General features: G+C 75.9%; 13 protein-coding genes. 5 read left to right on the top strand and 8 right to left on the bottom strand.

Annotated elements, in window-relative coordinates; all coding sequences use genetic code 11:
* Window positions 1–2: 2 nt before the first annotated feature.
* Both ACIGG8_RS10180 and ACIGG8_RS10175 read left to right on the top strand, forming a co-directional pair.
* A complete protein-coding gene (locus ACIGG8_RS10180) occupies window positions 3–1028 on the top strand; it encodes a TolB family protein (protein WP_396547016.1) in 1026 nt (341 codons plus the stop codon).
* 93 nt (window positions 1029–1121) lie between these two features.
* Entirely contained in the window at window positions 1122–2111 is a 990-nt protein-coding gene (locus ACIGG8_RS10175; protein ID WP_396546876.1) for a hypothetical protein, read from the top strand.
* Between the two features lie 91 nt (window positions 2112–2202).
* On the opposite strand, the gene ACIGG8_RS10170 is transcribed toward ACIGG8_RS10175, so the two are convergent.
* On the bottom strand, window positions 2203–3156 hold the full coding sequence (locus tag ACIGG8_RS10170; RefSeq protein ID WP_396546874.1) for an EamA family transporter: 954 nt from the start codon (window positions 3154–3156) through the stop codon (window positions 2203–2205).
* A gap of 128 nt (window positions 3157–3284) precedes the next feature.
* Here ACIGG8_RS10170 and ACIGG8_RS10165 point away from each other — a divergent pair, with 128 nt between their 5' ends.
* Window positions 3285–3797: a MarR family winged helix-turn-helix transcriptional regulator gene (locus ACIGG8_RS10165; protein ID WP_396546872.1), complete on the top strand. Its 513-nt coding sequence runs from the start codon at window positions 3285–3287 to the stop codon at window positions 3795–3797.
* Window positions 3798–3958: 161 nt separating this feature from the next.
* Window positions 3959–4426 (top strand): hypothetical protein, encoded by a 468-nt coding sequence (locus tag ACIGG8_RS10160; RefSeq protein WP_396546871.1) that lies wholly within the window; start codon window positions 3959–3961, stop codon window positions 4424–4426.
* Between the two features lie 94 nt (window positions 4427–4520).
* Here ACIGG8_RS10160 and ACIGG8_RS10155 read toward each other — a convergent pair whose 3' ends face one another.
* Entirely contained in the window at window positions 4521–5702 is a 1182-nt protein-coding gene (locus tag ACIGG8_RS10155; RefSeq protein ID WP_396546869.1) for an FAD-dependent monooxygenase, read from the bottom strand.
* A gap of 133 nt (window positions 5703–5835) precedes the next feature.
* On the opposite strand from ACIGG8_RS10155, the gene ACIGG8_RS10150 reads away from it, so the two are divergent.
* Window positions 5836–6420, top strand: coding sequence for a TetR/AcrR family transcriptional regulator (locus tag ACIGG8_RS10150; RefSeq protein WP_396546867.1), 585 nt, complete (start codon window positions 5836–5838; stop codon window positions 6418–6420).
* Between the two features lie 148 nt (window positions 6421–6568).
* Here the strand turns inward: ACIGG8_RS10150 and cpt are convergent, their stop codons facing one another.
* From cpt to ACIGG8_RS10120, 6 genes are read right to left on the bottom strand one after another with little or no spacing between them, the layout of a single operon-like run.
* The gene (gene cpt / locus ACIGG8_RS10145; protein WP_396547014.1) at window positions 6569–7108 is read right to left on the bottom strand and encodes a chloramphenicol phosphotransferase CPT; all 540 of its coding nucleotides are present in this window, start codon (window positions 7106–7108) and stop codon (window positions 6569–6571) included.
* 15 nt (window positions 7109–7123) lie between these two features.
* Window positions 7124–8494: a cobyrinate a,c-diamide synthase gene (locus ACIGG8_RS10140; RefSeq protein WP_396546865.1), complete on the bottom strand. Its 1371-nt coding sequence runs from the start codon at window positions 8492–8494 to the stop codon at window positions 7124–7126.
* A 13-nt stretch (window positions 8495–8507) separates the two neighbouring features.
* Window positions 8508–9113 carry a cob(I)yrinic acid a,c-diamide adenosyltransferase gene (gene cobO / locus ACIGG8_RS10135; RefSeq protein ID WP_350521313.1) on the bottom strand — a complete coding sequence of 202 codons (606 nt, stop codon included), beginning with the start codon at window positions 9111–9113 and terminating at the stop codon, window positions 8508–8510.
* Between the two features lie 3 nt (window positions 9114–9116).
* Window positions 9117–11213, bottom strand: a complete 2097-nt coding sequence (locus tag ACIGG8_RS10130; protein WP_396546863.1) for a putative cobaltochelatase — start codon at window positions 11211–11213, stop codon at window positions 9117–9119.
* Window positions 11210–12748, bottom strand: a complete 1539-nt coding sequence (locus ACIGG8_RS10125) for a cobyric acid synthase (protein WP_396546861.1) — start codon at window positions 12746–12748, stop codon at window positions 11210–11212. Before ACIGG8_RS10125 ends, ACIGG8_RS10130 begins: the two co-directional genes overlap by 4 nt.
* Window positions 12745–13731 (bottom strand): cobalamin biosynthesis protein, encoded by a 987-nt coding sequence (locus ACIGG8_RS10120; protein WP_350521310.1) that lies wholly within the window; start codon window positions 13729–13731, stop codon window positions 12745–12747. Before ACIGG8_RS10120 ends, ACIGG8_RS10125 begins: the two co-directional genes overlap by 4 nt.
* Window positions 13732–13737 lie beyond the last annotated feature (6 nt).

Raw genomic sequence — 13737 nt, 5'->3', positions numbered from 1 at the left:
ACCTGCAGAACCGGACCAGGGTGATCATCCTGCTGGTCGCCGTCGTGCTGCTCGGCGCGGTCGGCACCGGGGCCGTCCTGTACGCGGCCGACCGCACCGCCCGCCGGGACCAGGCCCAGCCCGGCGGCCCCTCCGTCCGGCCCGGCACCGTTTCCCTCCAAGCCCCGAGCAGCGGACGTCAGTTGATGTTCCGCAACATGGCCTGGGGCCCGCACCGAGACGAGATCACCACCGTCGCCGCCGACCACCCCGACGGCCCCCGCACGGCCTCCGGCGTCCAGTGCCTGCGCTTCCACGCCGCCGCGGGCACCGGCATCTGCCTCCAGGCCCAGCGCGGCGCGCTGGAGGACACCTACCGGGCCGTCATCCTCGACGACCACCTGCATGAACGGCGCTCCTTCCCCGCCGCCGGCATCCCCACCCGCTCCCGGGTCTCGCCGTCCGGGCACCTCGCCGCCTGGACGGTGTTCGTCAGCGGCGACTCGTACGCGGGCAGCAACTTCTCCACCCGCACCTCGATCGTGGACGTCCGGGACTGGAACCTCCGGGAGAACCTGGAGGACTTCGCGATCATCCTGGACGGCCACCCGTCCCAGGCGCACGACATCAACATCTGGGGCGTCACCTTCGCCGACGACAACACCTTCTACGCCACCGTCGCCAGCGGCGGACAGACCCACCTCGTCCGCGGCGACCTCGCCGCCCGCACCCTCACCGCGCTGCACGACAACGTCGAATGCCCCTCCCTCTCCCCGGACGGCACCCGCATCGCGTACAAGAAGCGCGTCCCCGGCCTCCCCGACGACGCCCCGTGGCGGCTGTACGTGCTCGACCTCGCCACCATGACCGAGACCGCCACCGCCGAGCAGCGCAACATCGACGACCAGGCGCTCTGGTCCGGCGACGGCACCCTGCTCTACGCCCTGCCCGGCGACTACGGCGCCGACCTGTGGGCCGTCCCGGCCGACGGCTCGGGCAGCCCGCAGCCGGTCACCAAGGCTGCGGTGGCCCCCGCCTACCTGGGCTGAGGAACTCTCGACTACGGTCCCACGTCGAGCACAGTGTGACGTCCTGATCGACCAACCGGATCGAACGTCCTGATCGAGGGGGAGCAGCAACCCGTGGACGGCATCCCACCCGAGCGCATGGTGACCGACTCCTGGCCCGCCCTGCACGGCCGACCCGTCCTGCGGCGCACCGTCGCCGTCGGGCTGGTGCTGTGCGTGTCCGTCGGGGCCGCCCTCGTGGTGCGCGGCGTCAACGCGCTCACCCTCGGCAGCCCCGGCCACGAGACCGACCGCGACCGCGCCGAACGCCTGGCCGGCCTCCACCCCTCCCAGCACCCCGGCGTCGGCCGGTACTACGTCCCGGTCGGCGCCGTCTACGCCCACACCTCCGACGGCGCCCCCATCGCCTACCTCCACTACCGCCTCGGCGGCGGCAAGGCCCCGGGCCTCGGCGACTTCCTCAGCGCCTACGACCTCCCCGCCCCCGGCCTCGCCGCCCCCCTTCCGCCCGACCTCGTCGCCGCCCTCGGCGGCGACGAGCCGGCCGAGGCGCCGGAGCTCCCGGAGGGGCCGGTCACTCCGCCGTCTCCGAGCTCCTCGCCGTCCGCTCTGCCGTCTCCGGTCCCCTCGCCGTCCGTTCCGCCGTCTCCGGTCCCCTCGCCGTCCGTCTTCCCTGAGGCCGAGGCCTCTCCGTCCCCGTCCCCGTCCCCCTCCCGGTCCTGCTCGCACTCCTCGCACTCCTCGCACTCCTCGCACTCCTCGCCGTCCGGGCCGTCCGGGCCGTCGTCCTCCGCCGCTCCGGCTCCCACCGGCGACGCCACCGCCCTCGCCCCCGAGGCGGACTCCGAGGCGGACCCCGATGTCGACCCGGACGCCGATCCGGACGCCGGTTCCGATGCGGAGGCCACCCCGACCCCGGAGGTCACCCCCGCTCCCGACGGCGAGCCCGCCGTCATCACGCCCACTCCCACGGCGACCGTCACCCCGACCCCCACCGCCACGCCCACACCCACGCGCACCTCCGCCACCCGCCGTATCTACGTGGCCGCCATCCCCGGCGGCCTCTCCGGCGCCGCCGACATCTACATCCGCGCCACCGGCTGACCCCCGGGCGGTCACCTCCCGTGCGCGCGCATGCCGCTGCCCCGCCGAGCGGTGCTCGACGGGACAGCGGTGAGGGGGTGGCGCTGCTCGGTCAGCGAGTGGCTGCCGGGACCCGGACCGGGACCGCGGCCGGAGCAGCAACGGCGGCGGGGGCCGGGGTGGGGGCCGGGGCGGCGGTCCTGCGGGCGGGGGCCTGGCCCACGACCAGGGCGCCGAGGGCGAGCAGGAGGCCGAGGACCTGCCAGCCGGTGAGGGTCTGGCCGAGGACGACGAGGCCGCCGACGGTCGCGACGACCGGGTTGATCAGGCCGAGGAACGAGGCCGGGCCGGCGCCGAGGTGGGCGATGCCGCGGAACCACAGGACGTAGCCGAGCGCGGTGCTGAACAGGCCGAGGTAGGCGAAGCCGGCCAGGTTGGCGGCGCTCAGCGCGGGCGGCGCGCCCTCGACGAACGCCGCGAGCGGGACCAGGAAGACCGAGCCGGCGAGCAGCTGCCACGCGGTGAGGTCGGTCAGGGTGGCGCCCTCGGGGCGGCCCCAGCGGCGGGTGAGGACGGTGCCCATGGCCATCAGCGCGATCCCGATGACCATTGCGGTGATCCCGATGCCGTCCAGCCGGGCGCCGCTCTTGAGCACCAGGAGTGCGACCCCGGCGACCCCGACCAGTCCGGCGAACAGTGTGCGCCGCCCGGGCCGTACGCCGAGCACTCCGATCGAGAACCCGGCGACGAGCAGCGGCTGGATCGCCCCGATGGTGGCCGCGACCCCGCCGGGCAGGCGGTACGCGCCGACGAACATGAGCGGGAAGAACAGCCCGATGTTGAGCATCCCCAGTACTGCCGCCCGCCCCCACCAGCGCCCCTTGGGCAGCTTGCGGCCGATCGCCAGCAGCAGCAGCCCGGCGGGCAGGGCGCGCAGTGCGGCGAGCAGCAGCGGGCGGCCTTCGGGCAGCAGCTGGGTGGTGACCAGGTAGGTCGTGCCCCAGGCAGCCGGGGCGAGTGCAGCGGTGGCGGCGATTCCTGCGCGCTTGCGGTCCATGACGGCCATCCCCTCAACGTTGATTATCTGAACGTTGAGATAAGTTCTACGCGCCAAGGTAGGCGAACGTCAAGTATGTGAAGGTTAAGATATTCGGGCGGGGGTCTCCCGGAAGCAGAGCCAGGAAGGCGCAGACCATGCAGCAGCGCGACACCGTCGACGACATCGTCGAGCAGTGGGCGAGGACCCGTCCCGATCTGAACCCCGGCGCCATGGGCCTGATCGGCCGACTGCGGCGGCTCAACGTCCGGGTCGACAGCGCCCTGCGCGAGTACTTCACCACCTGCGGCCTGGACTCCTCCGAGTTCGACGTCCTGGCCACCCTGCGCCGCTCCGGCGCGCCCTACGAGCTCAACGCCCGCGCCCTCCTCAAGGCCGCCATGGTCACCTCCGGCGCCATCACCAACCGGGTCGACCGGCTGAGCGCCAAGGGGCTGGTCGAGCGCAACCCCTCTCCGGACGACCGCCGCGCCGTCCTGATCCGCCTCACCCCGGCGGGCAAGGACCTCATCGACGGCGCCCTGGCCGGCCACGTCGACAACGAGGAGCGCATCCTCGCCGCACTCGACGACGACGAGCGCGCCCAGCTCGACGGGCTGCTGCGCAAGCTCCTCGTCGCGCACGGCGACACCGAGCCGCTCCTCGACTGAGCCCCGGCCACCCGGCGCCCACACACCCGGCACCCGGCACCCGGCACCCGACCCGGGCCGGGCGTCGGGCAGCGGCGCGTGTCCGGCGGCCGCCCGGCTGCGTTGACCCCACGGAGCCCGCACCTGCGGACCCTGTGGAACAGCACCGGAGGAGAGGTCCGATGAAGGACAGGACGCCCAGGGACATCGCCGTCGGCGACCAGCTGCGGGCGGCCGGTGCGGAGGGCGCCCGGTGGCTCGCCGCCGCCGGGTGGGGCCCGCCGGTGACCGTCCCGCTGCAGCAGGCCGCCCCGTGGCAGCGGGAGACCCGGGCCCGGATGCTGGCGGCGCAGGAGGACCAGTCCTGCACCTGGTGCGACCACCTGCTCGACGGCGGCCCCCAGCCCGTCGTCGTGCACGCCGAGTGCCCCACCCACCTGATCTGCCGGGCCTGTTCCGTCGCCGCCCGCCCCCACCGCCCCTGCCTGGACTGCGGCGGGCCCGCAGCCTCCCCGTCCCCGGCCGACGGTCGTGAGGACGTCTTCATGGGCGCGGTGACGATCTACACCCGCCTCCGCTGCGCCGCCTGCTGGCGCGCCGACGCCCTGCGTGGCACCGCCGGCGGCGGCCCCTTCGGCAACGGCGTCTGACGGCTCCCCGGCCGGGTCCGCCGCACGGCCCACGGGCCGTACGCCGCCCGGCCGCGTGCACCGCGGAGCGCCGCCGCCGCGCCTCGGCCGCTCCTCAGGCCGCTCCGCCCAGGGCGGGCGGCTGCCAGTCGTAGGTCCCGGCGGAGCGGCTGAGCAGGGCGCGGGCGGGGAGGAGGCCGACGAGGGTGAGCGCGGTGGTGCGGAGCAGGGTGGCGACGGGGGTGCGGAGGGCGACGAGGTCGCCGATGCGGCGGGAGCCGGTGACGATGGCGGTGGTGCGGGGGAGCCGGGCGGCGGTGTAGGCGGGGAGGGTGGTGACGGGGTCCGTGGCGGGGGTGAGCGGGGCGGCGAGCACGACGGCGTCCTCGATGGCCTGGCAGGCGCCCTGGCCCTGGAAGGGGCACATCGCGTGGGCGGCGTCGCCGAGGAGGGCGACCCGGCCGAGGTGGTGGGCGGGCAGGGGGTCGGCGAGGTCCCAGACGTCGTGGCGCAGGACGCGGTCGGGCTCGGCGAGCGCGAGGAGTTGGGGGACGGGGGCGCACCAGGTGCCGTAGTGGCGCAGGAGTTCGGCCTTCTCGTCGCCGGCGGCGGCCCGGGTGCCGGCGGGGGCGAGGGCGGCGCCGTACACGTAGACCCGGCCGTCGGCGAGCGGGACGACCCCGGCGAGCCGTCCGCGTCCCCAGACCTCGCCGACGGCGGCCGGTCGGCGGGCGGGCGTGACGATGGTGCGCCAGGTGGTGAAGCCGCTGTAGCGGGGGCCGGGGTGCCGGGGGAAGAGCAGGCCGCGGGTGGCGGAGCGGATGCCGTCGGCGGCGACGACCAGTGCGGCGGACCGCTCGCCGTCCGGGGTCCGGACGACGGCGGGTTCGGTGGCGCTTCCGGGGCTGACGAGCGAGGCGGGCGAGTCGGTGCGGACGGTGCCCTCCGGGAGGGCGTCGACCAGTGCGGCGATGACCTCGGCGCGGGCGACGGCGGCGATGGTGTCGCCGAAGCAGGCCTCGAAGGTGGCGGTGTCGGTGCGGGCGAGCCAGCGGCCGGAGGGGTGGCGCAGGCCGACGGCGGGGTGACTGTTCGCGAGGGAGCGCAGGCGTGCGCCGACGCTGAGCCGGTCGAGGGCGCGCAGGGCGTTGGGGGCGAGGGCGAGTCCGGCGCCGACGGGTTCGAGCGAGGCGGCGCGCTCGTGGACGGTCACGGGGACGCCCTGCCGGTGGAGGGCGAGGGCGGCGGCCAGCCCGCCGATGCCGCCGCCTATGACGATCGCCTGGTGCCTGCCCATGGGTGGGCTCCTCTCCGACACTCGCACTACGGCTGTAGTTGCCGCTGTGCGTACCGTACTACACATGTAGTTCCGATGGGCTGCTGCCGTAGTGGGTTGGGATCGTCCGAGGAGAAAGGCCATGATCGGACCCATGACACCCCCGCGACCGACCCTGATCGCCGACGCCGCCATCACCCTGATCGCCGAACGCGGCCTGCGCGGGCTGACCCACCGCGCCGTGGACGAGGAGGCCGGGCTGCCCACCGGATCGACCTCCAACCTCGCCCGGACCAGGGCCGCCCTGCTGGAGGTCGCGCTGGTCCGGATCGTCGCGCGGGAGACCGAGGACCACCCCGTCCTCACCGGCGAGCCCCCGGCCGACGCCTCGCCCCGGGAACTGCTCGAACGGGTCGGCGCCGACCTGCTCCTCCAGGCGCTCACCACCGGACGCCAGGTCACCCTGGCCCGCCTCGAACTCGCCCTGGAGGCCACCCGGAGGCCCGAACTGCGCGCCGTCTACGACAGGTTGGGCGCGCGCTTCGCCGACATCGCCGCCGCCCTGCTCGCCCGGTGCGGCTCGGCCGACCCGGTGGCCGACGCCCGGCGGCTGGTCCGCTGGTGCGACGGGGTGCTGTTCAACGCGACGGCCGGCAGCGGGCACCTGCGCACGCCGGCGCCGGAGGAACTGCGCGAGGAGACGGCGCGCTACCTCGCCTCGCTGCTCGACCGGGACTGACCCGGCGCCGCGCGGACGGACCCGGCGCCGGCCCACGCCGCGACGGCCCGCGCGGCGCCCACCCGCCGCATGACGGCCCGCCGCATGACGGCCCACCCCATGGCGACCCGCCCCGTGACGGCCGCGCCGTCGGGCCTGGGCCGCGCCGTCAGGCCTGCGCCGCGCCCACCCGCGCGGCGATGGTGCGGGCGCACTCGGTGGCGGAGGCCCGTGAGGTGTCCACCACCAGGTCGTACGCGACCCCCGCGTGCACCGCCTCCGCCTGCGCGGCGGCCATCCCGGCCACCCGGTCGCCGCGTGCGGCCTCCCGGGCCGCGGCCACCGCAGGCTCGCAGCGCACGCCGACCCAGAGCACGTCCAGGCCGTCCAGCGCCGCCCGCCAGCGGGCCTGCGAGGCGGTGGTGCCGAGGAACACCTCGTCCACCAGGATCCGGGCGCCGGCCCGGGCCATCGCCGCCACCCCGATCGTCCACGCGGCGTCCAGCCGGGCGAAGGCCGGACCGACCTCGACCGTCCCGTCCCCGCCGTCCAGGCCGCCGATGCCCTCGCCGCCGTCACGCAGCGCGGGCGGCAGCGCGTCGACCATGGTGTCCGCGCCGAGGTGCAGCCACGGCTCGGGCAGCAGCTCCTGCAGACAGCGGGCGATGCTCGACTTGCCGGAGCTGGAGCCGCCGTTGAGGACGATCACATGCATGGGCGGATCCTACGGTCTGCCGCCGTGGGCGGCCGCCGCGGCCGTGAAGGACGACGCCAGCGCGGGCGCCCCCGCCCAGTGCAGGTGCAGGTAGGAGGCGTGCACATTGCTCCCGGCGAAGCCCTCCGTGCGCGGCCCGGTCGGCAAGTGCCAGCCCCAGGCGGGGTGTTCGCCCGCGCCCGGTTCGCACACCGTCCGGTGGAACTCGTGCCCGCGCAGCCGGGTGCCGGCCGGTGCGAGCGGCGAGTCGTGCAGCGCGACGGCCTCCCGGTAGCCGAGGGTGAGGCGTTCGGTCATCCGGGCGCCGGTGTCCAGCACGCCGCACATCGGCAGGCCGTCCAACTCCCGCCCCAGGTAGAGCAGTCCGGCGCACTCGGCGGCGATCGGCCCGCCCGAGGCGGCGAACGCGGCGATGGCCGAGCGCAGTGCGGCGTTCCCGCTCAACTCCCGTACGTACAGCTCCGGGAAGCCGCCGCCGATGACCAGCCCGGCCGTCCCGGCCGGCAGCGCGGTGGCGGTCAGCGGGTCGAACGGGACGACCTCCGCCCCTGCCGCGCCGAGCAGTTCGGCGTTCTCGGCGTACGAGAAGGAGAACGCCGCGCCGCCCGCCACCGCGATCCGCGGCCGCCCGGCCACCGGGGTGACCTCGGCCGACGGGTCCCACGGTTCGGCGTCCAAGTCGGGCGCGGTGCGGGCGAGTTCCAGCAGGGCGTCCAGGTCGACGGAGGAGGCGACCAGGTCGCCCATGTCGGCGACCGCCTTCAGCGCCTCCGCCGAGCGCTCCACCGCCGGGATCAGCCCGAGGTGGCGGGACGGCGTGGCGACCGCCGCCGAGCGGCGCAGCGCACCCAGCACCGGCACGCCGGAGCCTTCCTCCAGGGCCTCGCGCAGCAGGTGCTCGTGCCGGTCGGAGGCGACCCGGTTGAGGATCACCCCGGCCAGGCGCACCTGCGGGTCCCAGGAGGCGAAGCCGTGCACCAGCGCGGCCACCGAGCGGGACTGCGAGGAGCCGTCCACCACCAGCACCACCGGTGCCCGCAGCAGCTTTGCGACGTGCGCGGTGGACGCCAGCTCGCCGCGCCCCGAGGCCCCGTCGAACAGGCCCATGACGCCTTCGACGACCGCGACCTCGGCCCCCGCCGCGCCGTGCAGGAACAGCGGCGCGATCCGTTCCGGCCCGCACAGGAAGGCGTCCAGGTTGCGGCCCGGGCGTCCGGCGGCGAGCGCGTGGTAGCCCGGGTCGATGTAGTCCGGGCCGACCTTGTGCGGCGACACCGCCAGCCCGCGCGCGGCGAGCGCCGCGATCAGGCCGGTGGCGACGGTGGTCTTGCCGGCACCGGAGGAGGGCGCGGCGACGACGAGGCGGGGGATTGTGCTCAACGGTCCACTCGATCTACCACTCGATGCCGCGCTGGCCCTTGCGGCCGGCGTCCATGGGGTGCTTCACCTTGGTCATCTCGGTGACCAGGTCGGCGAAGTCGGTCAGTGCCTCGGGGGCGTACCGGCCGGTGATGACGACGTGCTGGCTGCCCGGGCGGTCCTTGAGCACGGACACCACCTCGTCGGCGTCGATCCACCCCCAGTGCATCGGGTAGGTGAACTCGTCGAGCACGTAGAAGCGGTAGGTCTCGGCCGCGAGGTCGCGCTTGACCTGCTCCCAGCCCTCCTTGGCCGCCTCCTCGCTGGTCATCTCCTGCTCGGCGGAGCGCTGGATCCAGGACCAGCCGGAGCCCATCTTGTGCCAGTCGACGGTGCCGCCCTCGCCGGAGGCGCCGAGCACGCGCAGCGCGTTCTCCTCGCCGACCTTCCACTTGGCGGACTTCACGAACTGGAACACCCCGACCGGCCAGCCCTGGTTCCAGGCCCGCAGCGCCATGCCGAACGCGGCCGTGGACTTGCCCTTGCCGGGGCCGGTGTGCACGGCGGTGATCGGCAGCGTGCGGCGCTGACGGGTCGTCAGACCGTCGTCGGGGACGCTCTCGGGGACGCCCTTGGGCATGGGTCAGGCCGCCTTTCGCAGGGTGGTCGCGCGGTTGTCGCGGACGGTCGTGGGACGGTTCTCGCGGACGAGCGAGGCCACGCCCTCGGCGCGCAGCTCGTCCAGGCTGACGGCGGTGCCGCCGAGCTGCCCGGCCAGGGTGCGGGCCAGGCCCAGCCGGACCGGGCCGGACTCGCAGTCCAGCACCACGCTCGCCGTGCCCTGCGCCGCGAACAGCGCGGCCGCGCGGTGGGAGCGGGCGAGCGCGTCGCGCCCGCCGGTGGCCCGGCCGTCGGTCACCACGACCAGCAGCGGGCGGCGGCTCGGGTCGCGCAGCCGCTCGACCCGCAGCACCTCGTGGGCCCGCAGCAGCCCCTCGGCCAGCGGGGTCCGCCCACCGGTGGGCAGCGACTCCAGCCGGGCCGCGCCGACCTCCACGGAGGAGGTGGGCGGCAGCGCCAGCTCGGCGCCGGTGCCGCGGAAGGTGATCATGCCGATCTTGTCGCGTCGCTGGTAGGCGTCCATCAGCAGGGACAGCACGGCGCCCTTGACGGCGGTCATCCGCTGCCGGGCGGCCATCGATCCGGAGGCGTCGACCACGAACAGCACCAGGTTGGACTCCCGTCCCTGGCGCACCTGTTCGCGGAAGTCGTCCTTCTGCAGCACCAGCGCCCGGCCGCTGCGCCCGCGCGCCACCTGGTGCGGCGCGGCGGCCTGCAGGGTCGCGGTCAGGTGGAGCCGGCCGAGCGCGCCCTGCGGGCGGCGGGCGCGGATGGTGTGGCCGCCGTTGGTCTCGGCGGGGGAGCGGCGGCCCTGGGCGCCGTGGCCGGTGCCGCGGACGGTGAACAGCTTGGTCCGGTACGGGTCCCCGGCCGCGACCGGCGCCGACTCCCGTGCGGGGGAGGGGTGTTGGGTCGGGACGGGCTGCTGCGGCTGCTGCTCCGCGTCGTCCGGTCCGTCCGGTCCGTCCTCCGCGGGCGCCTCCGGTGCGCCGTCGGCGGACGGCTCGGGCGCCCCGCCGCCGTCCGGGCCGCCGCCGTCGGGGCCGCCCTCGGGGCCGCCCTCCGGGCCCGGGCCGTCGCCCTCGGGCTCCGGATCGTCGTCGCCCTGGGAGTGCTCCTCCAGCGTCCGCTCCAGCTGCTCCTCGTCCAGCCCCGGAGCGTCGAAGGGGTTGCGGCGCCGCCGGTGCGGCAGCGCCAGCCGGGCGGCCTGACGGACGTCCTCCTCCAGCACCTCGGTGCGACCGTCCCAGGCGGCGAGCGCGACGGCCGTGCGGGCCATCACGATGTCGGCGCGCAGGCCGTCCACCTCGAACGCGGCGCACACCGCGGTGATCTGACGCAGCGCCACATCGGTCAGCTCGACCTTGGGGAGCAACTCCCGGGCCGCGGTGATGCGTTCGGCGAGCGACCGCTCCTCCTCGGCGAACCGCGCGGCGAAGCCGGTCGGGTCCGCGTCGTACGTGAGCCGGCGCCGGACCACCTCGGCGCGCTCGGCCGGGTCCCGGGTGGCGGCGATCTCGACGGTCAGGCCGAACCGGTCGAGCAGCTGCGGCCGCAGCTCGCCCTCCTCCGGGTTCATCGTGCCGACCAGCAGGAAGCGGGCCGCGTGCCGCACCGACACGCCCTCGCGCTCGACGTACGAGCGGCCCATCGCCGCGGCGTCCAGCAGCAGGTCCACCACGTGGTCCTGGAGCAGGTTCACCTCGTCGATGTACAGCACGCCGCGGTGCGCCCGGGCGAGCAGTCCGGGCTCGTACGCCTTGACGCCCTCGGCCAGTGCGCGCTCCAGGTCCAGCGAGCCGACGATCCGGTCCTCGGCCACGCCGACGGGCAACTCGACCAGCTGGGACGGCCGTTCGTGGCTCACGGCGGCGGAGTGCGGCCCGTCCGGGCACTGCGGGTCGGGCGCGGCCGGGTCGCAGGCGAAGCGGCAGCCCTCCACGGTGGCGATGGACGGCAGCAGGCCGGCCAGCGCGCGCACCATGGTCGACTTCGCGGTGCCCTTCTCGCCGCGCACCAGCACGCCGCCCACAGCGGGGGAGACCGCGTTCAGCAGCAGCCCGAGCCGCAGGTCGGCCATGCCGACGATCGCGGTGAACGGATAGCGGACGTCAGTCATGCGTCACTCCCAGGTGCCCCGGGCGCCAGGAACGGCAGCGATCCGGCCGCCGGCACCCCGCCCTCGATCAGCTTCCACAGCGCGTCGGTGTCCGCGTGTTCCTCGATCAGGTCGCCCAGCCGGTCCAGCCGGGCCTCGCGCGCCTCGGCGAACGAGGTGTCCGGGGCCGGCACGAACGCCCGCCCGGCCAGGTCGGCGACCTCGCGCAGGAGTTCGCGGCGGAAGCCGTCGTTCTCCAGCACGCCGTGCCAGGTCGTGCCCCAGACCGATCCAGCCCGGCAGCCGTCCAGGCTCTGCCCCCGGTCGTCGGAGATGAACCTGTCGCCGCCGTCCACGGTCACCACCCCGTGGTGGATCTCGTAGCCCACGACCCGCCGGCCGTACGCCTCGCCGACCGGCCGCGCCAGCACCTTCTCGACGCCGAACCGCACCTGCGTCGGCAGCAGGCCGAGCCCGTCGACGGCGCCCGCCTTGGACTCCACCTCGTCGACGATCCCGCGCGCGAGCATCTGGTAGCCGCCGCAGACCCCGAGGACCGGCAGCCCGGCCGCCGCGCGCGCCTTCAGCGCCGGTTCCAGGCCGCGCTCGCGCAGCCAGGCGAGGTCCGCCACGGTGGCCCGGGTGCCGGGCAGCACCACCAGGTCGGCGTCGGCCAGCTCCTCCGGCCTGGTGGCCCAGCGCACCAGGACGCCGGGCTCCTGCGCCAGCGCGTCCACGTCGGTGAAGTTGGACAGCCGGGGGAAGCGCACCACGGCCACCCGCAGCACGTCCGCCCCGAGCGGCCCGCGCCCGTCGACGCGGTCCACCACGGTCGACAGGTCCAGCGAGTCCTCGGCGTCCAGCCACAGCCCGGGCAGCATCGGCAGGGTGCCCAGCACCGGACGGCCGGTCAGCCCGTGCAGCATCTCCAGGCCGGGCGCGAGCAGCCGCGCGTCGCCGCGGAACTTGTTGACGAACCAGCCCGCCACGTGCCGCTGGTCCTCCGCGGACAGCAGCGCCAGCGTGCCGTACATCGCCGCGAACACCCCGCCCCGGTCGATGTCCCCGACCACCACCACCGGCAGCCCGGCGGCCGTGGCGAGGCCCATGTTGGCGATGTCGCGGTCGCGCAGGTTGATCTCGGCGGGCGATCCGGCGCCCTCGCAGACGACCACCTCGTAGCGGCTGCGCAGATCGGCCAGGCACTCCAGGGCGCGTTCCAGCAGGACGGGCTTGCGCTCGCGGTAGTCCAGCGCGCCCACCTCGGCGACCGGCCTGCCCAGCAGCACCACCTGGCTGCGGCCGTCCGCGCCGGGCTTCAGCAGCACCGGGTTCATCGCCGCCTCCGGCTCCACCCGGGCGGCCTGCGCCTGCATCGCCTGGGCGCGTCCGATCTCGGCGCCGTCGGCGGTGACGAAGGAGTTCAACGACATGTTCTGTGCCTTGAACGGCGCGACCCGCACGCCCTGGCGGGCCAACCAGCGGCAGATGCCGGCGGTGACCACGCTCTTGCCCGCGTCCGAGGTCGTCCCGGCGACCAGCAGCGCGTTCGTCATGCCCTTCCCCTCTTCCCACGGAGCGCGCGCAGCAGGACGTGCCCCGCGACCGTCGTACCCAGCGCCAGCGCGCCCACCCGCCGGGAGAGCGTGCAGGCCCGTTCGATGTCGTCGACCGTGACCGGCCGCAGCTCCCCGCCCAGCACCGGCCGGTGCTCGACGCGCTCGCCGTACTGCAGCGTCCCGCCCAGCCGCACGCCCACCGCGCCGGCGAACGCCGACTCCGCCTGACCGGCGTTCGGGCTCGGGTGCGAGGAGCCGTCGCGCCGCCAGACCCGCCAGGCCGTCCGCGGCTGCGGGGCGGCGGCCACCGTCAGCAGGGCCGTCAGCCGGGCGCCGGGCCAGCCCGCCACGTCGTCCAGCCGGGCCGAGGCCCAGCCGAACCGGGCGTGGCGCGGCGAGCGGTGGCCCACCATGGCGTCCAGGGTGTTCACCGCGCGGAAGGCCAGCAGCCCGGGCGTGCCGGCCAGGGCGCCCCAGGCCAGGGCGTTCACCACGGCGTCGGCGGTGTTCTCGGCCACCGACTCGACCACCGCGCGGGCGATCTGCTGCTCGTCCAGCGCGCTCGGGTCCCGCCCGCACAGGTGCGGCAGCCGCTCCCGCGCGGCCCGCAGGTCGCCCTGCTGCAGCGAGCGGCCGATGGCGCGGGCCTCCCGGGTCAGCGAGGTGCCGCCGAGCACGGTCCAGGTCGCGGCCGCCGCCAGTGCGGCCCGGCCCAGCGGTCGCCGGCCGACGGTACGGTCCAGGGCCAGCGCGCCCGCCGCGACCGTACCCACGCACAGCGCCGTGTACCCGGCCCCGGCCGCCCGGTCGTCGCGCCACAGCCGCCGCTCCAGGCGGGTGGCGGCGCTGCCGAAGACGGCCACCGGGTGGCCCCGGCGCGGGTCGGCGAAGCGGGCGTCGGCGGCGTAGCCCACGACGGCGCCCACCGCGAACGCGGCGGCGCGGCCCCAGCGGCGGCCGGCCGCAGGACGGACGGTCACCGGCCG

Source organism: Kitasatospora sp. NPDC085464 (genome assembly GCF_044541955.1).
Classification (GTDB): domain Bacteria; phylum Actinomycetota; class Actinomycetes; order Streptomycetales; family Streptomycetaceae; genus Kitasatospora.
This window is presented reverse-complemented; position numbering and strand designations above follow the sequence as displayed.

Excerpts from the sequence above, each read along its gene's own strand:
- ACIGG8_RS10170 (WP_396546874.1), bottom strand. The coding sequence starts at position 3,156 with ATGGCCGTCATGGACCGCAAGCGCGCAGGAATCGCCGCCACCGCTGCA.
- ACIGG8_RS10165 (WP_396546872.1), top strand. The coding sequence starts at position 3,285 with ATGCAGCAGCGCGACACCGTCGACGACATCGTCGAGCAGTGGGCGAGG.
- ACIGG8_RS10160 (WP_396546871.1), top strand. The coding sequence starts at position 3,959 with ATGAAGGACAGGACGCCCAGGGACATCGCCGTCGGCGACCAGCTGCGG.
- ACIGG8_RS10155 (WP_396546869.1), bottom strand. The coding sequence starts at position 5,702 with ATGGGCAGGCACCAGGCGATCGTCATAGGCGGCGGCATCGGCGGGCTG.
- ACIGG8_RS10150 (WP_396546867.1), top strand. The coding sequence starts at position 5,836 with ATGACACCCCCGCGACCGACCCTGATCGCCGACGCCGCCATCACCCTG.
- cobO (WP_350521313.1), bottom strand. The coding sequence starts at position 9,113 with ATGCCCAAGGGCGTCCCCGAGAGCGTCCCCGACGACGGTCTGACGACC.
- ACIGG8_RS10130 (WP_396546863.1), bottom strand. The coding sequence starts at position 11,213 with ATGACTGACGTCCGCTATCCGTTCACCGCGATCGTCGGCATGGCCGAC.
- ACIGG8_RS10125 (WP_396546861.1), bottom strand. The coding sequence starts at position 12,748 with ATGACGAACGCGCTGCTGGTCGCCGGGACGACCTCGGACGCGGGCAAG.